General features: G+C 39.4%; 24 protein-coding genes and 1 pseudogene. 22 read left to right on the forward strand and 3 right to left on the reverse strand.

Going from position 1 to position 24,354, the window contains the following annotated elements; translation table 11 throughout:
- Positions 1-173 precede the first annotated feature (173 nt).
- Positions 174-578: a tRNA (adenosine(37)-N6)-threonylcarbamoyltransferase complex ATPase subunit type 1 TsaE gene (gene tsaE, locus C7S20_RS13450; RefSeq protein ID WP_107012954.1), complete on the reverse strand. Its 405-nt coding sequence runs from the start codon at positions 576-578 to the stop codon at positions 174-176.
- 128 nt (positions 579-706) lie between these two features.
- Positions 707-2,260 carry a T9SS response regulator signal transducer PorX gene (porX, locus tag C7S20_RS13455; RefSeq protein ID WP_107012955.1) on the reverse strand — a complete coding sequence of 518 codons (1,554 nt, stop codon included), beginning with the start codon at positions 2,258-2,260 and terminating at the stop codon, positions 707-709.
- 132 nt (positions 2,261-2,392) lie between these two features.
- Between porX and C7S20_RS13460 the strand changes: the two genes are divergently transcribed.
- From C7S20_RS13460 to hisIE, 22 genes and pseudogenes are all read left to right on the forward strand, one after another.
- The gene (locus C7S20_RS13460; RefSeq protein WP_107012956.1) at positions 2,393-3,622 is read left to right on the forward strand and encodes an HD domain-containing protein; all 1,230 of its coding nucleotides are present in this window, start codon (positions 2,393-2,395) and stop codon (positions 3,620-3,622) included.
- Between the two features lie 24 nt (positions 3,623-3,646).
- A complete protein-coding gene (lpxD, locus tag C7S20_RS13465) occupies positions 3,647-4,675 on the forward strand; it encodes a UDP-3-O-(3-hydroxymyristoyl)glucosamine N-acyltransferase (protein ID WP_107012957.1) in 1,029 nt (342 codons plus the stop codon).
- Positions 4,668-6,068, forward strand: a complete 1,401-nt coding sequence (locus C7S20_RS13470) for a bifunctional UDP-3-O-[3-hydroxymyristoyl] N-acetylglucosamine deacetylase/3-hydroxyacyl-ACP dehydratase (RefSeq protein ID WP_107012958.1) — start codon at positions 4,668-4,670, stop codon at positions 6,066-6,068. The genes lpxD and C7S20_RS13470 overlap by 8 nt, the downstream gene beginning before the upstream one ends.
- 6 nt (positions 6,069-6,074) lie before the next feature.
- The gene (gene lpxA / locus C7S20_RS13475) at positions 6,075-6,860 is read left to right on the forward strand and encodes an acyl-ACP--UDP-N-acetylglucosamine O-acyltransferase (protein WP_107012959.1); all 786 of its coding nucleotides are present in this window, start codon (positions 6,075-6,077) and stop codon (positions 6,858-6,860) included.
- A 9-nt stretch (positions 6,861-6,869) separates the two neighbouring features.
- The gene (efp, locus tag C7S20_RS13480) at positions 6,870-7,436 is read left to right on the forward strand and encodes an elongation factor P (protein WP_107012960.1); all 567 of its coding nucleotides are present in this window, start codon (positions 6,870-6,872) and stop codon (positions 7,434-7,436) included.
- Positions 7,437-8,366, forward strand: coding sequence for a UDP-3-O-(3-hydroxymyristoyl)glucosamine N-acyltransferase (locus tag C7S20_RS13485; RefSeq protein WP_107012961.1), 930 nt, complete (start codon positions 7,437-7,439; stop codon positions 8,364-8,366).
- 8 nt (positions 8,367-8,374) lie between these two features.
- On the forward strand, positions 8,375-8,767 hold the full coding sequence (locus C7S20_RS13490; protein ID WP_107012962.1) for a nuclear transport factor 2 family protein: 393 nt from the start codon (positions 8,375-8,377) through the stop codon (positions 8,765-8,767).
- A gap of 104 nt (positions 8,768-8,871) precedes the next feature.
- Positions 8,872-9,237, forward strand: a complete 366-nt coding sequence (locus C7S20_RS13495) for a BlaI/MecI/CopY family transcriptional regulator (protein WP_107012963.1) — start codon at positions 8,872-8,874, stop codon at positions 9,235-9,237.
- A gap of 34 nt (positions 9,238-9,271) precedes the next feature.
- Complete coding sequence (locus C7S20_RS19890) at positions 9,272-10,894, forward strand: M56 family metallopeptidase (protein ID WP_159039938.1); 1,623 nt, start codon at positions 9,272-9,274, stop codon at positions 10,892-10,894.
- Positions 10,895-11,025: 131 nt separating this feature from the next.
- A complete protein-coding gene (gene sucD / locus C7S20_RS13505; protein ID WP_107012965.1) occupies positions 11,026-11,901 on the forward strand; it encodes a succinate--CoA ligase subunit alpha in 876 nt (291 codons plus the stop codon).
- 132 nt (positions 11,902-12,033) lie between these two features.
- Positions 12,034-12,780 carry a 3-oxoacyl-[acyl-carrier-protein] reductase gene (fabG, locus tag C7S20_RS13510; RefSeq protein ID WP_107012966.1) on the forward strand — a complete coding sequence of 249 codons (747 nt, stop codon included), beginning with the start codon at positions 12,034-12,036 and terminating at the stop codon, positions 12,778-12,780.
- 97 nt (positions 12,781-12,877) lie between these two features.
- On the forward strand, positions 12,878-14,911 hold the full coding sequence (locus tag C7S20_RS13515) for a hypothetical protein (protein WP_107012967.1): 2,034 nt from the start codon (positions 12,878-12,880) through the stop codon (positions 14,909-14,911).
- A gap of 15 nt (positions 14,912-14,926) precedes the next feature.
- Positions 14,927-15,742, forward strand: a complete 816-nt coding sequence (locus C7S20_RS13520) for a prohibitin family protein (RefSeq protein ID WP_107012968.1) — start codon at positions 14,927-14,929, stop codon at positions 15,740-15,742.
- Between the two features lie 204 nt (positions 15,743-15,946).
- Positions 15,947-16,810 (forward strand): ATP phosphoribosyltransferase, encoded by an 864-nt coding sequence (hisG, locus tag C7S20_RS13525; RefSeq protein WP_107014243.1) that lies wholly within the window; start codon positions 15,947-15,949, stop codon positions 16,808-16,810.
- Positions 16,811-16,830: 20 nt separating this feature from the next.
- Positions 16,831-18,114 carry a histidinol dehydrogenase gene (hisD, locus tag C7S20_RS13530; RefSeq protein WP_107012969.1) on the forward strand — a complete coding sequence of 428 codons (1,284 nt, stop codon included), beginning with the start codon at positions 16,831-16,833 and terminating at the stop codon, positions 18,112-18,114.
- A gap of 1 nt (position 18,115) precedes the next feature.
- Positions 18,116-19,168 (forward strand): histidinol-phosphate transaminase, encoded by a 1,053-nt coding sequence (hisC, locus tag C7S20_RS13535; protein ID WP_107012970.1) that lies wholly within the window; start codon positions 18,116-18,118, stop codon positions 19,166-19,168.
- Positions 19,161-20,303: a bifunctional histidinol-phosphatase/imidazoleglycerol-phosphate dehydratase HisB gene (hisB, locus tag C7S20_RS13540; RefSeq protein ID WP_107012971.1), complete on the forward strand. Its 1,143-nt coding sequence runs from the start codon at positions 19,161-19,163 to the stop codon at positions 20,301-20,303. The genes hisC and hisB overlap by 8 nt, the downstream gene beginning before the upstream one ends.
- 30 nt (positions 20,304-20,333) lie before the next feature.
- The gene (gene hisH / locus C7S20_RS13545; RefSeq protein WP_107012972.1) at positions 20,334-20,939 is read left to right on the forward strand and encodes an imidazole glycerol phosphate synthase subunit HisH; all 606 of its coding nucleotides are present in this window, start codon (positions 20,334-20,336) and stop codon (positions 20,937-20,939) included.
- A gap of 137 nt (positions 20,940-21,076) precedes the next feature.
- Positions 21,077-21,304: pseudogene (locus tag C7S20_RS19795) on the forward strand (four helix bundle protein); the annotation flags it as partial.
- Between the two features lie 38 nt (positions 21,305-21,342).
- Positions 21,343-22,068, forward strand: coding sequence for a 1-(5-phosphoribosyl)-5-[(5-phosphoribosylamino)methylideneamino]imidazole-4-carboxamide isomerase (hisA, locus tag C7S20_RS13555; protein ID WP_107012973.1), 726 nt, complete (start codon positions 21,343-21,345; stop codon positions 22,066-22,068).
- Between the two features lie 29 nt (positions 22,069-22,097).
- Positions 22,098-22,853: an imidazole glycerol phosphate synthase subunit HisF gene (hisF, locus tag C7S20_RS13560; RefSeq protein ID WP_107012974.1), complete on the forward strand. Its 756-nt coding sequence runs from the start codon at positions 22,098-22,100 to the stop codon at positions 22,851-22,853.
- A gap of 4 nt (positions 22,854-22,857) precedes the next feature.
- On the forward strand, positions 22,858-23,478 hold the full coding sequence (gene hisIE, locus C7S20_RS13565) for a bifunctional phosphoribosyl-AMP cyclohydrolase/phosphoribosyl-ATP diphosphatase HisIE (protein ID WP_107012975.1): 621 nt from the start codon (positions 22,858-22,860) through the stop codon (positions 23,476-23,478).
- A gap of 19 nt (positions 23,479-23,497) precedes the next feature.
- On the opposite strand, the gene C7S20_RS13570 is transcribed toward hisIE, so the two are convergent.
- Entirely contained in the window at positions 23,498-24,352 is an 855-nt protein-coding gene (locus C7S20_RS13570) for a pirin family protein (protein WP_107012976.1), read from the reverse strand.
- Positions 24,353-24,354: the final 2 nt, after the last annotated feature.

The following is a 24,354-nucleotide window of genomic DNA, read 5'->3' on the forward strand; positions in this document are numbered from 1 at the left end:
GGCCAAAAACAGGCCTAAAAACCACACTTTTTTCTTTAGTTATGTTAGTTTAAATTTAATTATAAATCGATTATTGAATTGATTTATATCAATCCACTTTTTATTTTGTTTTTAAAAGTAATAAAATTCTTACAAATTATTTTTCGCCTTAATTTGACGTAAAATCATTTTCTTTAACAAAACTTTAACTTTCTGGTATTCTCAGAATCGACCTCTATAAGCAGTTTTTGCGGGTTATCCCCCAATAAATTAGCTACTTTTTCCGGCCATTCTATCAAATTCCAGGCATCAGATTCGAGATAATCTTCCAATCCAATATCCAGAGCCTCTGTTTCATCTTCAATTCGATAAAAATCGAAATGATAAACAGATCCCTCGTCTGATTCGTAATGGTTAACTAATGAAAACGTCGGACTGGATGCCACATCATGTACACCGAGTGCTTTTACCAGCTCCTTTATAAGAGTGGTCTTTCCAGCACCCATTTCACCGTAAAAAAGCAGTGTTTTGCTTTTTGTATTACTAAGAATGTAATCTACGGCTACATCCAGTTCTTGAAGTTTATAGGTTAACTCCATAGTTCAATATGTCAGATTTGGGATAGTAAAGATATGTAAAATATCCTTTAAATGCTACACTTTATTGGTAATCAGTTAGATATATTTTTAAAAAATGCATTACAACGAAAAAAAATGCACTTCATCGATTATTTAGGGTTTAAGACTACAAATGGGATTACAATTTCTTCTAAAGAAACCCCTCCATGCTGGTAGGTATTCTTGTAGTAACTCACATAATGATTGTAGTTATTGGGGTAAGCGAAGAACAGATCTTCTTTGGCAAAAATGTAAGAACTGCTCATATTTAATGTTGGCAGGTGTACGCTTTTTGGTTCTTCAATAGCCAATACTTCTTTATCTTCATAGGTAAGACTTTTTCCTGTTTTGTACCTCAAATTCAAACTCGTATTCTTATCCCCTATAACCTTAGAAGGATTTTTCACATTGATGGTCCCATGATCAGTTGTAATGATAAGTTTAAATCCAGATTGCTGTGCCTTCTGGATAATCTCCAGCAGGGGCGAATTTTTAAACCAGCTTTGAGTAAGGCTGCGATAAGATTTATCGTTTGAAGCAAGCTCTTTTATCACTTCCATTTCAGTTTTGGAATGAGATAGCATATCCACGAAATTGTAAACTACAACAGTAAGATCATTGGTTTTTTGAGTTTTAAAGCTGTCTACCAGTTTTTTTCCGGCCTTTAAACTACTTATTTTATGATATTCAAATTTCAGATCGCTTTTTCCAAGTCTTTTTAATTGCTCCTCCAGGAATTCTGCTTCATATTGATTCTTTCCGCCTTCGTCGGTGTCATTTTTCCAGTATCTTGGAAAAAGTTTTTCCATATCACTGGGCATCAAACCAGAGAAAATCGCGTTTCTTGCATATTGAGTAGCTGTGGGAAGTATACTGTAATAAGGAACTTCCTTTTCTTTTTTATAATAATTAGAGACAATGGGTTCAAGTGTTTTCCATTGGTCATACCTTAAATTATCAACGACTATTAAAAGAGTGGGCTGGTCTTGTTTTATTTCCGGAAGTACATATTTTCTGAATAGCGTATGCGACATTACAGGTGGTTCCCCATCTTTTTCAAACCAGCGCTGGTAATTTTTGGAAATAAATTTGAAGAACTGGTTATTAGCTTCCAGTTTTTGGGACTCGAGGATCTCAAACATACTGGAATCATCTATGTTTTCAAGCTGCAGCTCCCAATAGATCAATTTCTGATAAAGTTCGGCCCACTCTTCATGAGAATTCACCTGAGACATTTCCATGGCAATTTTCCTGAATTCCTGCTGGTAGTTAGAAGTTGTTTTTTCGGAAATAAGTCTTGAATGGTCCAGGTTTTTTTTTATACTTAAAAGGATCTGGTTAGGATTGACGGGTTTTATAAGGTAATCGGCAATTTTTGAGCCTATTGCCTCTTCCATAATATATTCCTCTTCACTTTTTGTGATCATTACGATTGGAATAGTTTCCCGTTTTTCCTTTATTTCTGAAAGTGTTTCGAGGCCGGTGAGTCCAGGCATATTTTCATCGAGGAAAACAATATCAAAATTTTCTTCTTCAATCTTTTCAAGGGCTTCCGTACCACTTTTACAGGTTTCTACCTCATAATTCCTCGATTCGAGGAACATGATATGTGGTTTTAGTAAATCAATTTCATCGTCTACCCAAAGTATTTTGATATTGCTCATTTGTTGTTTTGAATTTTTATTTCTGAAATTAGAAATAATCTTATAATGTGAGATTATCCTCGTATTTAGTTCTTCAAGGCTGGTATTTCTAACTTCGCCTTATCTTTGTTTTTCAATTCATAAAATTAAGGCTTGGCGTCGCAAACTAAACTTAAAATATTAAACGATCCAATTTACGGATTTATTACCATCCCGAGCGAGCGGATCTTTCGCATTATTGAACATTCTTACTTTCAAAGATTACGCCGAATTTCCCAAATGGGGCTTTCTTATTTGGTCTATCCCGGTGCTCATCATACCCGATTTCATCATGCCCTGGGTTGTATACATTTAATGCAAAAAGCAGTGCGGGTGCTTCGCTATAAAGGTGTTGCCATTTCTGAAAAAGAAGAAGAGGCATTACAAATTGCCATTTTGATGCATGATATTGGTCATGGCCCGTTTAGTCACGCCATGGAAAACAGCCTCGTGGAAGGGGTGGATCACGAGAGCATTTCTCTTCTTTTTATGGAAGAAATGAACTCGAACTTTAACCAAAGTTTAACGCTGGCCATAGATATCTTCAAAGGCTCTTATGAGCGCAAGTTTATGAATCAGCTTATTTCGAGTCAGCTGGATATGGATCGCCTGGATTATTTGAAAAGGGATAGTTTTTATACCGGCGCCGTTGAAGGTAACATCAATAGCGAGCGTATCATTACCATGCTCAATGTCGTTGATGATCAGCTGGTCATTGAAGAAAAAGGAATTTATTCGGTAGAAAAATTTCTTGTAGGTCGGCGGCTTATGTACTGGCAGGTTTATTTACATAAAACCAGCCTTGTTGCCGAACAACTTTTGATAAGAGTCCTTAAAAGGGCAAAGGAGCTTATTGATAACGGCACCGAACTTCATGCCAGCACGCCTTTAATGTTTTTTCTGAAAAACAAAATAACCAGGGAAAATTTTGATTCGAAAGTTCTTAAAATGTTTGCCAGGCTTGATGATAATGATGTTCTTTCAGCCATGAAAGAATGGATGCATTGCGATGATTTTGTACTTAAAAATCTGTGTGCGATGATCATAAACAGGGATCTTCTTAAGGTGAAGATCAAAAAGAAAAAACCTTCCGTAGAAAAACTGAAAAAAAGATCAGAAGCACTTCAGAAGAAATACAATATTTCCGAAGAGGAAGCTGCATATTTTGTTTTTGATGGCGAAATTGCCAACCTTGCCTATCAACAGGAAAACGATAACATCAATATCCTGCATAAAAACGGGAAAATAAGCGATGTGGTAAAGGTTTCTGATCAGTTCAATTTGAAAGCACTGACGCATACGGTGACCAAATACTATATGTGTTATCCTAAAGTTAAAGATTAGCACATTTTTTTTACTTTTGCCAGAATGAAGTTTACAGCAGCACAAATAGCCGAAATACTTGAAGGGGAAGTTGAAGGAAATCCTGAGGCTGAAGTTTCGGAATTAGCTAAAATCGAAGAGGGTTCTAAAGGTTCCCTTACTTTTTTAAGTAATCCTAAATACACCTCTTTTTTATATAAAACCAACGCTTCCATCACTATTGTAAATCGTGATTTTGAGGTCGAACATCCTGTCAATACCACTTTGATCAAGGTAAAGGATGCGTATAAAGCCTTTTCGACGCTCCTTGAATATTACAATCAGGTAAAGCTTAATAAATCTGGGATTGAACAGCCAACATTTATTTCTGATTCCGCTAAATATGGCGGCGGACTTTATCTTGGCGCTTTCGCCTATGTTGGAGAAAAGGTCGTTTTGGGTGAAAATGTAAAAATTTACCCCAATGTATATATAGGTGATAATGTTCAAATTGGTGATAATGTTACTATTTTCGCCGGAGTGAAGATTTATTCTGAAAGTATTATCGGTAATAATTGTACAATTCACAGTGGTGCCGTAATTGGTGCTGATGGTTTCGGATTTAGCCCCGATGATTCGGGGCAGTATTCAAAAGTGCCTCAAATAGGAAATGTGATCATCGAAGACAATGTTGATATTGGCGCGGTAACCACTATAGATAGAGCTACTCTCGGTTCCACAATTATCAGAAAAGGAGTGAAGCTGGACAACCATATCCAGATCGCCCATAATGTTGAAATTGGAGAAAATACGGCTATTGCCGCCCAAACCGGAATAGCTGGTTCTACAAAAATCGGCAAAAATTGCCTGATTGGCGGCCAGGTTGGAATAGCCGGTCACCTGAGTATTGGTAACAGGGTGAAGATCCAGGCGCAATCTGGAATAGGAAGGGATATCAAAGATGATGAGATGCTCCAGGGCTCTCCGGCATTATCTTATAGTAATTATAATAAATCTTATATACATTTTAAGAATTTGCCGCAAACAATGAATAAACTTAACCAACTGGAAAAAAAGATTAACAAAGATGGCTGATAAAGTTTCAAAACAACAAACCATTGAGAGAGAAGTTTCTCTGGAGGGTGTTGGCCTGCATACGGGAAAAGAAGTAAAACTTACTTTTAAACCTGCCCCTGAGAACACCGGATATGTTTTTAGAAGAATCGATCTTGAAGGTACACCGCAAGTTGAAGCGGATGTTTCGTATGTCGTTAATACACGCCGGGGAACCAATCTGGAGAAGAATGGAGTGATGATCCAGACTTCTGAACATGTTCTTGCCGCCTGTGTTGGGCTTGAGATCGATAATATTTTTATTGAGCTGAATGCTTCAGAACCTCCAATAATGGATGGCTCTTCCAAATTTTTTGTGGAAGCCCTTGAAAAAGCGGGTATTCAAGAGCAGGATGCAGAAAGGGAGGAATTTGAAATTACTGACATTATTGCTTACCGGGACCAGGAAACAGGAAGTGAGATCATCGCGATGCCTGCCGATGAATACCAGGTAACAGCCATGGTCGATTTCGGTACTAAAGTCCTGGGAACCCAGAATGCTTCTATCGAGCACCTTTCTGAATTTAAAACCGAAATAGCCGATTCCCGAACCTTTAGTTTTCTTCATGAACTTGAAGCCTTGTTGGAACATGGGCTTATAAAAGGCGGTGACCTTAATAATGCCATTGTCTATGTAGATAAGGAAATAGGGGAGGAAACCCTGAAAAAGCTGAGAGTAGCCTTTAAAAAAGACAACATTTCAGTAAAACCGAATGGGATCCTCGATAATCTTACACTTCATCATCCAAATGAAGCGGCAAGACATAAATTGCTGGATGTTTTGGGCGATCTGGCTCTTGTGGGAACACGTATAAAAGGAAAGATTATTGCCAACAAGCCCGGCCATCATGTAAATACCGAGTTTGCCAAAAAACTGGCCAGAGTGATCAAAGCCGAAAAAAGAAATAATGTTCCAAAAGTAGATCTCAGCCAGCCACCTTTGATGGATGTGATCGATATTATGAACACGCTTCCCCACCGATCACCTTTCCTGCTCGTTGACAAAATATATGAATTAACCGATACGCATGTAATTGGGGTGAAAAACGTCACTATGAATGAGCCTTTTTTCGTGGGACATTTTCCAGGAAAACCTGTAATGCCAGGTGTTCTTCAGGTGGAGGCGATGGCCCAGACTGGCGGAATTTTGGCCCTGAAATCGGTTCCCGACCCTGAAAATTATCTTACTTATTTCATGAAGATCGATAATGTAAGATTTAAGCAGCAGGTGGTTCCCGGCGACACACTTATTTTTAAACTCGACCTTCTTGCGCCAATCAGGCGTGGGATTTGCCAGATGCAGGGATATGCCTATGTGAATGGCAAACTGGCCACAGAAGCAATTCTCATGGCTCAAATTGTAAAATCAAAATAAATAATAATGAACCAACCTTTAGCATATGTGCATCCCGGTGCCAAAATTGCAAAAAATGTTGTGATTGAGCCTTTCGCGACCATTCACAACAATGTAGTGATTGGAGAAGGTACCTGGATTGGTTCCAATGTGACTATAATGGAAGGCGCACGAATAGGGAAGAATTGCAGCATTTTTCCCGGAGCCGTGATTTCTGCCGTTCCTCAGGATAAAAAATTTAACGACGAAGATACTCTTACCATCATCGGTGATAATACCACCATTAGAGAATGTGTGACCATTAACAGGGGAACCACCGATCGTATGAAAACAGTGGTTGGAAACAACTGCTGGATCATGGCTTACTGCCATATTGCCCATGACTGCATCGTGGGCGATAATTGTATTTTTTCGAATAACAGTACGCTTGCAGGCCACATCAATGTTGGTGAATATGTGGTGTTGGCCGGAATGGCAGCTATCCAGCAGTTTTGTAGTATCGGTAAACACGCGTTTGTTACCGGTGGTTCCCTGGTGAGAAAAGATGTTCCTCCTTTTGTCAAAGCTGGCCGAGAGCCACTGAGTTATGTAGGAATTAATTCTATAGGTCTTCGCCGTAGAGGTTTTTCTACTGAAAAAATCAGGGAAGTACAGGATATCTATCGAATTCTTTATCAGAAAAATTATAATAATTCCCAGGCAGTTGCTATTATTGAAGCTGAAATGCAGGCCACTGCCGAAAGGGATGAAATTTTGGAATTTATTAAAAACTCACAACGAGGTATCATGAAAGGATACTTCAGTTCAAATTAAAATATAAAAATGGCTACTACCAGCGATATTAGAAACGGACTTTGTATCCGCTATAACCACGACATTTATAAAATTGTTGAGTTCCTTCATGTGAAGCCAGGAAAGGGTCCGGCTTTCGTAAGAACAAAACTTAAAAGTGTAACCACCGGGAAAGTCCTGGAAAATACTTTTTCCGCAGGGCATAAAATTGAAGATATTAGGGTAGAAACCCATAAATTTCAGTTCCTTTATGAAGACGGAGAATTCTATCACTTTATGAATGTGGAAGATTACACCCAAATCAGGCTTACTGAAAATGCCCTTGATATGCCAAAATTGCTAAAAGAAGGGGAAGTGGTAACTATTCTTATAAATACTGAAGACAATATGCCGCTCTCAGTTGAGATGCCTGCCAGCGTTGTTCTGGAAGTAACTCATACCGAACCGGGCGTAAAAGGCAATACGGCTACCAATGCCACGAAACCTGCAACTGTTGAAACTGGTTTTGAGGTGAATGTGCCTCTTTTCATTAACGAGGGCGATAAGATCAAGATCGAAACAGAAAAAGGGACCTATAAAGAAAGAATCAAGGAATAAATGAAATTTCCACGCCAATATGGTCTGAAGGAGATTGCCGGGATCATCAAATGTGAGTACATTGGTGATGACGATTTTCCGGTACAGGGAATGAATGAAATCCATGTTGTTACGCCCGGCGATATTGTTTTTGTAGATCATCCAAAATATTACGATAAAGCCCTGAAATCGGCAGCGACCATTGTTTTGATCAATAAAAAGGTAGAGTGTCCCGAAGGAAAGGCCTTATTGATTTCAGATGACCCTTTCAGGGATTTCAATAAGCTAACAAGTCATTTTAAGCCTTTCGAAGCATCGAACAAAATGATTGCTGAAGATGCTGAAATCGGTGAAAATACCATTCTTCAGCCTAATGTGGTGCTTGGATCTAATGTGAAAATTGGCAAAAACTGTCTTATTCATTCCAGTGTGAATGTAGGGAAGGATTGCGTGATTGGTGATAATGTGATCATTCACAGTGGGACCGTTCTCGGTGGTGACGCATTCTATTATAAAAAAAGAGCCGAGGGTTTTGATAAACTTTTATCTGGTGGGAGAGTAGTTGTCAAAGATAATGTTGAGATTGGAGCAAATTGTACCATAGACAGGGGTGTTACCGGTGACACCATTATTGGTGAAGGATCAAAACTTGATAATTTGATACAAATCGGACATGATACCGTAATTGGAAAAAAATGTCTTATTGCTTCTCAGGTTGGAATTGCCGGTGCCGTGAGAGTTGAAGATGAGGTAACCATTTGGGGGCAGGTCGGAATTCGCAGTGATGTGACCATAGCCAAAGGAACTGTGCTCATGGCCCAGTGTGGAGTTTCAAAAGATACGGAGCCAAATACAACCTATTGGGGCACACCATTCGGGGAAGTTCGTACAAAACTGAAGGAATATGCGGCAATAAAGAAATTGCCGGAAATTGTAAAAACATTCAAATAGTTTATACCATGAGTATTAAAGCGACCGAAGTTGTTCAAAAATTTTACCAGACTAATATCAGTGAGGATGAGAGTGTAAGAGGTTTTCTTCATCCGGAGGTTGAACTTACCTGGTATGCTACAACGGGGGTTAAAAAACTGAACCTGGAAGGAATTCAGAAAATAAGCAAAGAACTCGCGTCTTCTTTCGATTCACTGAGAGCTGAAGTAGAGAAGGTATTCGCTAAAAGGGAAAATGTAGCCATTCACTTTACCTATTATGTTCGCACTATTGAAAATCCCGATGAGGAAATGCCTTTGGCTCATTTTGTCGCTATTTGGGAATTAAAGGACAAAAAATTGTACCGGGGCGTCCAGATAAGTCAGTTGGGCGAAGAAATCGAGAAAAGCCCCTGGGCTTAAAAAATCAGTCTGCTTCTTTAAGCGGACTTTTTTTATAACTTTTACATTCTACATTTGTAGAATTAAATATTTTATTCTACGTTTGTAGAGTAATTATTGGCAATATGGATTTATCTAATGCAGAAGAGCAATTAATGCAACTTCTCTGGAAGCAGGAAAAAGCGATCATGAAAGAGCTAATCGAAGCTTACCCCGATCCAAAACCGGCTGTAACTACCGTGGCTACCTTGCTGAAGAGAATGCAGGATAAAGGTTTTGTTGGTTATACCCAGTTAGGAAGATCCAGGGAATACTTTCCAAAGGTGTCGAAAAAATCTTACTTCTCACGGCAGGTTAACGGCATGATCAAGAATTTCTTTAATGATTCGGCTTCCCAATTCGCTTCTTTTTTTACGCAGGAAACCGATCTTTCGGAAGAGGAATTGAAAGAGATTAGAAAACTCATAGATGAACGCATAAAAAAGAATTGAGATGTTGGAGTATGTTATCAAATCGGGCCTTTGTATGCTAATTCTTTTCGGCTTCTACAGGTTTCTGCTGGAAGATGAAAACATGCCGGTTTTTAAAAGATTTTACTTGCTGGCAACAGTAATAATTTCACTTATTCTGCCTTTTGTCACCATAACATATACTATTGAAGCAGCACCCGAGACCGCAAATACTCTGTTATTTCCAGTTGATAATTCTGTGACGAGTGCAGCGATACCTTCTGCTACAAATTGGCACAAAATAGCCGGGTTCACTGGCTTCGGAATATACCTTTGCGGAGTTCTTTTCTTTTCTTTTCGGTTTATCAGAAATCTTTTTACTATCAGTCGCGAAATAAGTGAAAACGAGAAAAAATCAGAATTTCCCTATATTTTTGTGCTTCTTAGGCGAAATCTTATTCCTCACAGTTTCCTGCGCTATATTTTCCTTGGAAAATCTGATTTCGAAAACAACAATATATCCCACGCAGTTCTGGAACATGAAAAAGCCCATGTAGATCAAAAGCATTCCTGGGATCTTCTCCTTATTGAACTTTTACAGGTCATTTTCTGGTTCAACCCCGTATTTTTTGAACTTAAAAAATCGATCAGACTCAACCATGAATTTTTGGCTGATCGAAAAGTGCTTGCCGGTGCGGTGAATCCGGTAGAATATTCACAATTACTTTTCAGCTATACTTCGGCGACTCATCACAACAGCCTTTATAGCCCCTTCAATAATTCATTAATCAAAAAACGAATTCTTATGATTTCTAAAAACTTTTCATCAAGACGATTTCTGACCCGCCTGGGATTTCTTATTCCCGTTTTAGCATTGTGTATTTTCCTTTTTAACAATGATATCGTCGCAAAACCGGTGCATTCTAATGAAAATAGTACTGATCTTCCGCTAAATCTTTTTCAGCAGCCCTCCAAAATTCATATAATGATCGAAGGAGAGTCAATTAGTTTAAATGGAAAAGAAATAAAGCTGAAGAATTTTGGTAAAGAACTCGATAAAATTACCAACGGACTTTCTGCGGAAGAAATAAGTGAAATAGATTTTAACGTGCAAACCCGTGATACCAAAGATGGTCTTATTGATAAGTTGGAAGAAGAATTTCAAAACACCCGTTTTGCCAAAATTACCGGCATGACCCTTTTGCCACCGCCACCGCCGCCGGCACCGAAAATAGGGGATATGCCACCTCCACCACCACCGGCTTCCGCTCATGAGCATATGCCACCGCCACCACCGCCACCAGCCGAACATGGAGGTGAAGTTCCTCCCGCACCGCCAGCTCCTGCGCATCCGCAACATCCTCCAATGCCACCAGCCCGACATGATTCTTTAAGAAAAATGGCGATGAAGGAGCAACGCATGGCCGAAAGGGAACAGGAGAGAATGCGTGATCTTGAAGAAAGATATGCTGATAATCCCGAACTCCTGGAAGAAAAAAAGCAGGAATTTAAAGAGAGAATACAGGAGCGTCGCCAGGAAATTCAGGAGCGAATGGCTGAGATGCAGCGACATAGGCAGCAAATGATGGAAGAGCGCCAGGCCATGATGCGTGAAAGACAAAGAATGATCCAGGAACACCGGCGGGAAATTTTGGAAAAGAGAGATTCTATCAGAAATAATAATTATTCTGATCAATAAAGCCCTAATTTTTTCAAACTCCCTGTTTTTTATGGGAATTTTAGGAATTATGACCTGAATAAACGAATAAAAGCCTTTAGGTTTTATTTTTAAAAACCTACTTTTGTACTCCTAAAATTCAATGAACACTTATGAGCGTTTTAGTCAATAAAAATTCTAAAGTCATCGTGCAGGGATTTACCGGAAGTGAAGGTACTTTTCATGCCGAGCAAATGATAGAATATGGTACCAATGTAGTTGGTGGCGTTACCCCAGGAAAAGGAGGTCAAAAACACCTTAACAAGCCCGTTTTCAATACAGTTTCTCAAGCTGTTAAAGAGACAGGAGCCGATGTTTCCATTATTTTTGTACCGCCTGCTTTTGCAGCCGATGCGATTATGGAAGCTGCCGACGCAGGTATAAAAGTCATTATCACTATAACTGAAGGAATTCCTGTTGCCGATATGGTGAAGGCTTCAGATTATATTAAAGACCGCGATTGCCGTTTGATAGGGCCTAACTGTCCGGGAGTTATCACTCCGGGTGAAGCCAAGGTTGGGATCATGCCCGGTTTCGTTTTCAAAAAAGGAAAAGTGGGAATTGTTTCCAAATCTGGTACCTTAACTTATGAAGCAGCAGATCAGGTTGTGAAGCAGGGTCTGGGAATCACTACTGCGATTGGTATTGGAGGTGATCCTATTATCGGGACTACTACTAAAGAGGCGGTGGAGCTATTGATGAACGACGACGAAACAGAGTGTATCGTAATGATCGGTGAAATTGGCGGACAACTGGAAGCCGATGCTGCAAAATGGGTAAAAGAAAACGGTAATAAAAAACCTGTTATAGGTTTTATCGCCGGAGAAACAGCGCCTGCAGGACGTACTATGGGTCATGCGGGAGCAATTGTTGGCGGAAGTGAAGATACCGCTCAGGCTAAAAAGAAAATCCTAAGAGAAAATGGAATTTATGTTGTTGATTCCCCAGCCGAAATAGGAAAGAAAGTTTCTGAAGTTCTCAACGGCTAAAATTTTCATATAAATTTTATAAATCCTTCTGAAACCCGCTTCTATCCGGGACCATTTTCAGAAGGATTTTTTATTAGAAGCCTTTTTGCTTTTGTTATATTTGGAAAAAGACAATTAACCAAGATCCATAATATGAAATTATTAGAAGGAAAAAATGCCATAATTACAGGTGGAAGCCGTGGAATAGGTAAAGGAATTGCACAGGTTTTCGCTCAACATGGAGCCAATGTGGCTTTTACGTATAATTCTTCGGCAGAATCAGCGGAAGCGCTGGCTAAGGAACTGTCAGGAATGGGAGTGAAGGCCAAAGCATATAAATCGAATGCTGCAAGTTTTTCTGAAGCTCAGGAACTCGTTGATGAAGTGGTGAAAGAATTCGGTTCTATCGATATTCTGGTGAATAATGCCGGTATCACCAAAGACAATCTGCTAATGCGAATGAGCGAGGAAGATTTTGACCGTGTGATCGAAGTAAACCTGAAATCGATTTTTAATATGACCAAAGCCGCTCAGCGCACTTTTCTTAAACAGCGCAGCGGAAGCATTATCAATATGAGCTCTGTGGTAGGAGTTACCGGAAATGCTGGTCAGGCGAATTATGCGGCCTCTAAGGCTGGAATTATCGGATTTTCCAAGTCTATGGCCCAGGAGCTCGGTTCAAGAAATATCCGCACCAATGTGATCGCTCCCGGCTTCATCGAAACCGAAATGACCGAAAAGCTTGACGAAAAAACCGTGCAGGGCTGGAGAGATGCGATTCCTTTGAAGCGTGGAGGTTCTCCTGAAGATATCGCCAATGCCTGCGTATTTTTGGGAAGTGATCTGAGTTCATATATCACCGGCCAGATTATACATGTGGATGGCGGAATGCACACCTAGAAATCAGATTTTAGAAGTAAGAAGTTAGAATTAAGCTTTTCGTTGAAGATTTTATTTAAATTGGAGAGCTGAGCGACAAGCATAACTTCAAATTTTCATGGCGATAAATACAATTTTATTAATCACCCTGGCGCTTTTAGTAGCGCTGGGGTTCGCTTTTTACCAGTATTTATTCAAAAAGCCTGTAAGGGTAAAAAAAGACTATATTTTTTTCGCACTGCGGTTTTTGGCTGTTTTTATCATTCTTCTTTTATTGATCAACCCCAAAATTACCCGGACCAAATACACTGTTGAAAAACCTTCCTTGTATATTCTTGCTGATAATTCAGAGTCGATAAAATTTTTAAATAGTAAGGACACTTTAAAAGAGCTTCAAAACCTCCTTTTAAATGATAAAGCCCTGCAGGATCGTTTTGAAATTGCGAGGTTTTCTTTCGGAAAAAATCTTCTAAATAGCGACAGCCTTGATTTTTCTTCTACCGGAAGCGATCTTTTCCAGGCTCTTTCTGAAGTTTCAGAGATTTCAAAGAACAGAAATTCAGCGATCATTTTTCTTTCTGACGCGAATCAAACTTCCGGACGTGATTTTCGGTATTTTAAAAAATCCGGTGATGAAGAACTTTTTCCTGTGATCATAGGGGATACCGCAAACTATAGTGATCTTTCCATTTCCCGAATCAATACGAATAGGTATGCTTTTCTCAATAATAATTTTCCTGTAGAGATTTTTGTGAATTACAATGGGGATAAGGAAGTCACTTCTGAATTACAAATTCTTCAAAATGGAAAAGTTCTTTTTTCAAAAGACCTGAGCTTTGATCAACAAAATGGTTCCGCGGTGATTAACACGAATATTCCTGTAAAATCCCTTGGAGTAAAATCTTATAAGGCGGTAATAAAAGCCTTGCCAAACGAGAAAAATATTACCAATAACGGGAAAAATTTTGCAGTTCAGGTTATTGATGAGCGAACTAAAGTACTGCTGCTTTCTTCTATTGAGCATCCCGATTTGGGTGCTATAAAAAAATCAATCGAAAGTAATTCGCAGCGCTCTCTTGATCTAATTATAGGAAATATTAAAAAACCGCAATTTAAAGATTATCAGTTAATTATAATTTATCAGCCAAACAATCAATTTATATCTATTTCATCTCAAATTGAGTCTGATGAAAATAATTTTCTATTAATTACAGGTACCGAAACTGATTGGGATTTTATTAATTCGCTTGATCTGGGTGTAAATAAAAAATCGGCCGGGCCACCTCAGGAAATTTTCCCTGTTTATAACAAAAACTTTAGTGCTTTCCAGTTTGAAGATATCGGTTTTGATGATCTTCCACCTCTGAGCGTTAAATTTGGAAAAGTTGAATATGATCAGGGCGCTTTTGATGTAATGCTTTTTCAGAAAATGCAGGGTGTCACAACCGACGAGCCTTTATTAGCTGTTTCAAAAAATTCGCCTAAAAAAGGATTTTTGCTGGGAGAAGGTATCTGGCGTTGGAGGGCGAAATCTTTCAGGGAAACACAATCTTTTCGCGAATTTGATGATTTTTTCAGCAAGATCATTCAGAATCTTTCTGCTTCCCGGAAAAGAGAAAGGTTGAGCCTTGACTACAATAATTTTTATTACGGAAATGAAGAAGTGATCATAAGCGCTCAGTATTATGATCAAAATTACCAGTTGGATCTTAATGGCAATCTCCAGATCCATTTAAAAGATTCTATTGAAAATAAAGAGATCACCTCTGATTTTATGGTCAGGGATAATTTCTATCAGTTCAATGCCGGCGATCTTCCTGCCGGAACTTATAGTTTTACAGTTTCTGAAAAAGGTTCTGGTATAAAGGCATCCGGTAGTTTTGAAGTGATATCTTATAATATTGAAAAACAATTTTCTTCAGCAAATTTAAATGCCATGGAGGATTTTGCTGAAAATAATAATACTGAAGTTTTTTTTCCAGATCGGATAGATTCCCTCAAATCGGCTTTGCTAAACAGTTCTTCCTTAAAACCGGTACAGAAAAGCCAACTTAAATCCGTACCTTTGATCGACTGGTATTACCTGCTGTTTTTACTGATTTCTGTTCTTACCGTTGAATGGTTCTACCGAAAATACTTAGGATTAATCTAAACTCAATACACTTTTATGGAAAGACTACCCAAACTTACTATACCCATTATCATAGGTATAGTCATTTTAATAATATTCGTTGCTAACTCAACTATGACCATTGGTTCTGGTGAGGCTGGCGTATTATATAAAACATTTGGAGGCGGTGTGGTTACCGATGAACCTCCTCTTTCAGAAGGTTTTCACATCGTAGCTCCCTGGAATAAGGTTTTTGTTTATGAAGTCAGGCAGCAGTCTATTGAAGAACAAATGAATGTTCTTTCTTCTAACGGTCTGGAGATCGAATTGGATGCTTCTGTTTGGTTTCAGCCTGCCTATGATGAATTAGGAAAACTTCACCGGGAAAAAGGAGAGAATTATATTCAAAGATTGCTTCAACCGGCAGTAAGATCGGCGGCTCGTGCGGTTGTGGGGAGATATAATCCCGAGCAACTCTATTCTACCAAACGGGAAGCTATTCAACAGGAGATATTTGAAGAAACTCAGCTTCTCCTTGAAGATCAATATGTCCAGGTGAATCAGGTGCTGGTAAGAGACGTTTCACTACCTCCAACTATTAAGGAAGCAATAGAACGCAAGCTCAAACAGGAACAGGAATCCCTGGAATATGAGTACCGTTTGACCAAAGCAGAACAGGAAGCCAAAAGACAGCGTATTGATGCAGAAGGGAAGGCGAGGGCTAACGAGATACTTAATGCATCTTTAACTGATAAAATTTTGCAGGAGAAAGGAATTCAGGCAACTTTAGAACTTGCTAAATCACCAAATGCCAAAACAGTGGTTATTGGTTCCGGTAAGGAAGGTCTACCTTTAATTCTTGGAAACAATTAATAAAATAATCGAAATTTTAAAGATTATTGTTTGCAGTTAAAAATTTATCTTTAGTTTTGTGATCACAATGAGAACAAATTTTGTACATCATCATCATTTTATCCTCCGCGCTCAGGCGAGGTTATTTTGATATGCTGTAAAAACAACTAATATATCATGACCCGTTTGAGTAATCAAACGGGTTTTTTTATTTTAATTTTAAAGATGAAAAAGGAAAAATTAAGGATTGCAGTTCAAAAATCAGGGAGACTCTTTGAAGATTCACTGAAGATTTTAAAAGATGCCGGGATTTCTATAGATAATGGCAAGGAGCAGTTGAAGGCTTCTTCCGGAAATTTCCCCCTGGAGGTGATGTACCTACGTAATGGCGATATTCCGCAATACCTCAGGGACGGGGTGGTTGATGTCGCGATAATTGGAGAAAATATTCTGGTAGAAAAAGGGCAGGACATCATTCGCGGTGAAAAACTCGGATTTTCAAAATGCCGTGTTTCTCTTGCCGTTCCCAAGACTTTCAAATATTCGGGAATCAAAGATCTCGACGGACTCAAGATCGCAACTTCTTATCCCAATACGCTGAATAATTATTTAGAGGAAAATGGGATTTCCGCGGAGCTTCATATCATTAATGGTTCTGTTGAAATTGCGCCAAATATCGGACTTGCCGATGCGATTTGTGATATAGTTTCCAGTGGTAGCACCTTGTTTAAGAATAACCTGAAGGAAGTTGAAGTCATGCTAAAAAGCGAAGCGGTTCTAGCGATCTCTCCGGAAATAAGCGACAGCCGAAAAGAGATCCTTGAAAAACTCCAGTTCAGGCTGAAATCGGTGCTTAACGCACGAACTTCGAAATATATTTTGCTGAATGCTCCCAACGATAAACTGCCTGAAATTTTTAAATTATTACCCGGGATGCGCAGTCCCACAGTTTTGCCGCTTGCTGAAGAAGGCTGGAGTTCGGTACATACCGTGATCAATGAAGAGCGATTCTGGGAGGTGATCGACGAGCTGAAACAAAATGGAGCAGAAGGAATTCTTGTCGCACCCATCGAAAAAATGGTAATATAATAACTGCTGATATTAAGATTATGAAAAAGATTGTCAATCCCGATAGAGCTGAATGGGCGGAAATTCTGAAAAGGCCTACGCAGTCGGTTGCCGATATTGAAGAAACCGTGAATCAGATCTTTGATGAGATAAGAAGCAAGGGGAATCTGGCTATTTCAAAGTACACCGAGCTTTTTGACGGTATTAAACTGGATGAGCTGAAAGTGAGTGATACCGAGATCCGGGAAGCAAGTACTTCAATTTCTGAAGAGCTTAAAGAAGCTATAGACCTCGCTAAAAAGAATATTGAAAAATTCCATGCCGCGCAGAAAACCGAAAAATTCAAAGTGGAAACCATGCCTGGCGTGGAATGCTGGCAGGAGAAAAAACCAATTCAAAAAGTCGGACTTTATATTCCCGGAGGTACAGCTCCGCTATTTTCATCTATTTTAATGTTGGCGATTCCCGCGAATCTTGCCGGTTGCAAAGAAATTGTTCTTTGCTCTCCACCTGATAAAAACGGAAATATCAATCCTGCGATTCTTTATACTGCGAAGCTTTGTGGCGTAACGAAAATTTTTAAGGTAGGCGGAATTCAGGCAATTGGAGCCATGACCTTTGGAACCGAGGATATTCCGCAGGTCTATAAGATCTTTGGCCCCGGCAATCAGTTTGTGACCGTTGCCAAGCAGCTGGCCACAAAATATCAGGTAGCCATCGATATGCCCGCCGGCCCTTCGGAATTACTGGTGTATGCTGATGATTCTGCCAATCCGGCATTTGTGGCTTCCGATCTTTTGAGCCAGGCCGAACACGGGAAAGACAGTCAGGTAATCCTTGTGACTACTTCTGAAGCGATGGCGGTTAAGGTTTCCGAAGAAATAGAAGAACAGCTGGAACAGCTTCCGCGCAAAGCGATCGCTGAAAAAGCCATAGAGAATTCACGGTTAATAGTTGTTCGTGAGGAAAAAGAGGCTTTGGAGCTCATCAATGAATATGGCCCCGAGCATTTTATCGTTTGTTCGAAGAATGAAGGATATTTTGTTGAAAACGTGGAAAATGCGGGCTCGGTTTTTATTGGTAATTATGCGCCTGAAAGTGCAGGCGATTACGCTTCGGGAACTAACCACACCTTGCCAACAAACGGTTATGCCAAGCAATACAGCGGCGTTAACTTGGATAGTTTTATGAAGACAATCTCTTTTCAGAAGATTTCGAAAAGCGGAATCCAAAAAATTGGTCCTGCCATAGAATTGCTTGCTCAAGCCGAAGGTTTACAGGCGCACAAGAACGCGGTAAGTTTACGATTAAAAGAAGAGGATTAAAATGATGACATTCGATTTAAAAAAACTGGTGCGCAGGAATGTTTCGGTATTAAAACCTTATTCTTCGGCCAGGGACGAGTTCCAGGCTTCCGAGAATGAAATGGTCTTTTTGGATGCCAATGAAAATCCTTTTGACAATGGTTTAAACCGCTATCCTGATCCATATCAGAATAAAGTAAAAGAAAAGCTCTCTGAGTGGAAAGGGATTCCGAAAGAGCAGATTCTTCTGGGAAATGGAAGTGACGAAGTGCTGGATTTGATTTTCAGGGCTTTTTGTGAACCGGGAAATGACAATGTGATCACTTTGCCGCCTACCTATGGAATGTATAAGGTGCTGGCCGATATCAATGAGATTGAAAACAGGGAAGTTTTACTAAATCACGATTTTCAGCCTGACGTTACCGCGATTTTAAATGAAGTTAATCCGGCGACCAAGATCATTTTTCTATGTTCGCCCAATAATCCTTCCGGGAATTCATTCGAAAGGGAAAGAGTTTTGAAAATTCTACACAATTTTGCCGGACTGGTGGTAATTGATGAAGCTTATATAGATTTTTCTGAAAATGAATCATGGCTTCAGGAGCTTGAAAATTTTCCGAATTTGATCGTCACGCAGACCTTTTCAAAAGCTTTTGGAATGGCGGCGATTCGTCTCGGAATTTTATACTCATCGGAAGAAATCGTGAAAATATTAACGAGAATTAAACCGCCTTATAATGTGAATCAGCTTACACAGGAAAAGGGGCTGGGAATACTTTCAGAAAAAGAAAAAATACAATCACAAGTATCTGAAATATTGAATGAAAGAGCCCGATTATCTGAAGTTTTACTTTCAGTGAATTATATTTCCAAAATTTATAAATCGGATGCTAATTTTTTCCTTATTGAAGTGGATGACGCAAACAAAAGATATGATCAACTGCTGAAAAAAGAGGTGGTGGTGAGAAACAGGAGTAATCAGCCACTTTGTGAAAATTGTCTTCGGATAACCATTGGCACCCGGGGCGAAAACGATAAACTGATCAACGCTTTAAAAGAACTTGAAGATGAGTAGAATTTTATTTGTGGATAGGGATGGAACGCTTATTCACGAACCTGAAGATTACCAGATAGATAACCTGGAGAAACTGCAATTTTATCCCGGCGCGATTGCCTATCTGCCTAAAATCGCTGCCGAGCTGGGCTATGAAATTGTTATGGTCACCAATCAGGATGGTTTGGGAACCGACAGTTTTCCTGAAGAAGATTTCTGGCCAATCGAAAATTTCATAGAAAAGACCTTCGAGAACGAAGGTTTCAAGTTTCTGGATGTCCTTATAGACAGAACTTTTCCAGAAGATAATTCCCCCGATCGCAAGCCAAAAATTGGGATGTTGAAAAAGAAGAATTATCTCGATAATTCCGAATATGACCTTAAGAATTCTTACATGATCGGGGACCGCATGACCGATATGGAATTTGCCGTAAATTTTGGAGGAAAGGGAATTTTTATAGATAATCATAAGGAATTAGGGAAAAATGAAGTGGAAAAAGATCTTTCTGAGGTTGAAAAACATATCGTTCTCAAAACCGATTCCTGGAAAGAGATCTATGAATTTCTGAAAATGGAATCCAGAACTGCTGAAGTTCAGCGAAAAACCAATGAAACAGATATTCAAATTCGAATAAATCTTGATGGCTCGGGGAAAAGCAAAATTGACACCGGGATTGCCTTTTTCGACCATATGTTGGACCAGCTTGCCCGTCACGGCCAAATGGATCTCGATATTCAGGTTAAAGGTGATCTTGAAGTCGATGAACACCATACTATTGAAGATACCGCGATCGCTTTGGGAGAGGTTTTCTCAAAAGCGCTTGCCAATAAAAAAGGGATCGAAAGATATGGTTTCTGTTTACCTATGGATGACTGCCTTGCCAGCGCCGCTATCGATTTTGGCGGCCGTAACTGGCTGGTTTGGGACGCCGAATTTAAACGTGAAATGATAGGTAAAATGCCTACCGAGATGTTTTATCATTTTTTCAAGTCATTTACCGATGGAGCCAAAGCCAATTTGAATATCAAAGCAGAAGGCACGAATGAACATCATAAAATAGAGGCAATTTTTAAGGCGTTTGCGAAAGCGATAAAAATGGCCGTAAAAAGAGATGCCGAAAAGATGATCCTTCCCTCTACAAAAGGAATGCTTTAAAGGAAGTTAGATTTTAGAAGTTAGAATTAAATGGCAGATAAAACAAAAATTGTAATAATTGATTACGGCGCCGGAAATATCCAAAGCATCAAATTTGCAGTTAAACGGCTGGGTTTTGAAGCTGTTTTGAGCAGTGATGCAGAAGAAATAAGACAGGCCGATAAAGTGATTTTTCCCGGGGTTGGAGAGGCTAGTAGTGCTATGAAAATGCTGAAAAAAACCGGTCTGGACCAAGTCATTCCAACTTTAAAACAGCCGGTTCTTGGAATTTGTCTTGGAATGCAGCTGATGTGTGATCACTCGGAAGAAGGAGATACTAACGGACTTGGAATTTTCAAGGCAGAAGTAAGAAGATTCGGAAAAGGAGTGAAAGTGCCTCAGATTGGCTGGAATAAAATCGATAATCTAAAGTCGGCTCTTTTTGAAGGTATAGAAGAAGGAGAATACGTTTATCTCGTTCATAGTTATTTTGTTCCTGAATGCAAAGATGAGATCGCCGGTAGTGAATACGGTGTAAAATTTTCAGTGGCTTTACATCGTGATAACTTTTACGGAGTACAGTTTCATCCCGAAAAAAGCAGTAAAACAGGAGAAAAAATTCTTTGGAATTTTTTAAAATTAGAAGTACGAAATTAGAAGTACGCTCAATGAAAAGTTTAAAAGAAAGAACAAAAGAGTTTGCGATTGATTGCTGGAAATTTTGCAGTTCTATTCCACATAGTCGTGAATACAATGCATATGTAAATCAGTTAATTCGTTAATCAAGTTCAGTTGGAGCCAATTACAGAGCGGCTCAGCGCGCAAAATCGGATGCTGATTTTATAAATAAATTAAAAATTGTTGAAGAAGAGGCTGATGAAAGTATGTATTTTTTGGAGTTATTAATTGCGGTACTTGAAAATAATAAGGAAAAAGCTAAGGAATTACATTCCGAATGTAATGAGATTGTTTCGATTGTGGTAGCATCAATAAATACAACCAGAAAGAAGCTTCAAAAATGAGATTTTTCGTACTTCTAACTTCTAAATTCTAACTTAATATGAGAATAATTCCTGCCATAGACATCATAGACGGTAAATGTGTTCGCCTTTCCAAAGGTGATTACGATACCAAAAAGATCTATAATGAAGATCCGCTTGAAGTAGCCAAATCATTTGAAGCACATGGGATTCAGTATCTTCATTTGGTGGATCTGGATGGAGCTAAATCGAAACATATTGTCAATCATAAGGTTTTGGAGAAAATAGCTTCTAAAACTAAGTTGAAAATTGATTTTGGTGGCGGACTGAAAACTGATGAGGATCTGCGTATCGCTTTTGAAAGCGGAGCAAAACAAATTACAGGCGGCAGTATTGCGGTGAAGAAAAAGAATGTTTTCGAATCATGGATCGGTGATTATGGGCCCGAAAGAATTATTCTTGGTGCCGATGCGAAGAATGGAAAAATAGCGGTTTCCGGCTGGCAGGAAGGCTCGAATGAAGATCTTATTCCATTTATTCAGGAATACGAAGAAAAGGGGGTGAAATATGTAATTTGTACTGATATTTCCAGGGACGGAATGCTGGAAGGTCCCGCATTTGAACTTTATAATGCTATTCTCGCCGAAACCGATTCGATCAGGCTCATTGCTTCAGGGGGTATTTCTGAGTTTAATGAAATACCGAAGCTCAAAGAGCTCGGCTGTGAAGGAGTAATCATTGGGAAGGCTATCTATGAGAATAGAATTAGCCTTTCCGACCTTGAAAATTATATTTTACATCAATAGAATTTATAAAAATTCTAAAATTTAAAAAAGTGCTTACAAAAAGAATCATTCCCTGTCTCGATATCAAAAACGGCCGAACGGTAAAAGGAGTTAATTTTGTCGATTTACGAGACGCCGGAGATCCAGTGGAACTCGCTGCGGCTTATGCTGAAGCAGGTGCCGACGAACTGGTATTTCTGGACATTTCGGCTACTGAAGAGAAACGAAAGACCCTGGCTGATCTTGTTTTAAAAGTCGCCGAAAAACTAAATATTCCATTTACGGTCGGTGGTGGAATATCTTCTGTAGAAGATGTCGACATTTTGCTTAAGAACGGAGCCGATAAAGTTTCCATCAATTCTTCCGCGGTTAAGAATCCAAATTTGATCAATCAGCTTTCCGAAAAATTTGGAAGTCAGTGTGTAGTAGTGGCCATTGACGCGAAGCAAATTGGAAATTCCTGGAAGGTGCATCTTGTTGGTGGAAAGGTTCCAACGGAAATTGACCTTTTCGAATGGGCGCATGAAGTTCAGGAAAGAGGCGCAGGTGAAATCCTGTTCACTTCTATGGATCATGACGGCACCAAAAACGGCTTTGCAAATGAAGCTTTGGCCAAACTTTCGGAAGAACTTAATATCCCGATAATCGCTTCGGGAGGAGCGGGAAATATTGAACATTTTAAAGATACCTTTCAGAATGGAAAAGCTGATGCTGCCCTGGCCGCCAGTGTTTTTCATTTTAAGGAAATAGAGATCTTGAACCTAAAAAAGGAATTACAAAACGCCGGAATTCCGGTAAGATTATAGAATTATGAATATCGATTTCAATAAAAACAGCGACGGATTGGTACCTGCCATTATTCAGGATGCAAATACAAGAAAAGTCCTGATGCTGGGATATATGAACGAGGAAGCTTTTCTAAAGACCAACAGCACCAAAAAAGTGACTTTCTACAGTCGTACAAAAAAACGTTTGTGGACAAAAGGCGAGGAAAGCGGTAATTTCCTCAATCTTGTGGATATCAAACTCGATTGTGATAACGATACGCTTTTAGTGGAAGTGAAACCTGAGGGACCGGTTTGTCATAAAGGAACAGATACCTGCTGGGCGGAGGAAAATGATACTTCATATGGTTTCCTAACTCAACTGGAAGGAATTATTGAAAATCGGAAAAAGTTAAGTGAAACCGAACCTGAATTGCGGAAAGAAAATGAATCCAGCTATGTTGTTTCCCTTTTTGACAAAGGCATCAATAAGATCGCGCAAAAAGTGGGAGAGGAGGCCGTGGAGACTGTTATAGAGGCGAAAGATAATAATAACGATCTGTTCTTAAATGAAAGTGCCGACCTGCTTTTTCACTATTTAATTCTTCTTAAAGCGAAAGGTTTCAAATTGAATGATGTGGTGAAAGTGCTTGAAAAAAGGCATTAGGAAAAAAAGGCCGGGCGAATTAGCCTTCCCATTCGCCCATCTTTCCAGCCTTGTAATCTTCATAGGCTTGTTGGATCTCTTCTTCTGAATTCATCACAAAAGGTCCGCCAAACACCACTTTTTCATTAAAAGGTTCGGCATGACCTAAAAGAAGTGTACTATCTTCAAGCGCCTTTATTTCGAGTTTCTCATCGTTTTTTGAGAATTCTGCCAGATGTAGTTCCGGAACCTCAATTTCATTCACCTCCAGTTTTCCTTTAATGACATAAAAAAAGATATTTTCGCCGGTAGGAATTTCAAGATCCAGTGTCGCATTTTTTTTGAATTCAATAGTTGCAAGATTTACAGAAGTAGGGGTGTCAAATGCGCCGTGAATTCCTTTAAAACTTCCCGAAACTACACTAGCTTTAACGCTACCGTTTTCATTCTTCCATTTTGAAATTTGATCATCCTGAAGGCCTTTATATTTAGGAGCCGACATTTTCAGCCTTTTGGGAAGATTTACCCAAAGTTGTAAAATTTCAAGCGGACCTCCTTCTTTTTTGAATTTATCAGAAGAGACTTCAGCGTGAATGAGTCCGCTGCCGGCGGTCATCCATTGTATGCCACCGCTCTCGATCACGCTTTTATGTCCGCCGCTGTCTTTATGTGCGATGTCTCCATCTAAAATAAAGGTTACGGTTTCCATCCCGCGGTGCGGATGAGGGCCAAACGGCAGACCATTATTATTTGGAGGATATACCTGCGGGCCATGGTGATTCAGAAAAATAAAGGGATCGATCATTTGCAGATTACGAGTAGGCAGGGGAGACCAGGTCTCCAGATCGCCCATGGGTCGATATTCGGCTTTATGAATTTTCTTTATATTTCTCATTT

Origin of the sequence: Christiangramia fulva, from assembly GCF_003024155.1 — a bacterium.
GTDB lineage: Bacteria > Bacteroidota > Bacteroidia > Flavobacteriales > Flavobacteriaceae > Christiangramia > Christiangramia fulva.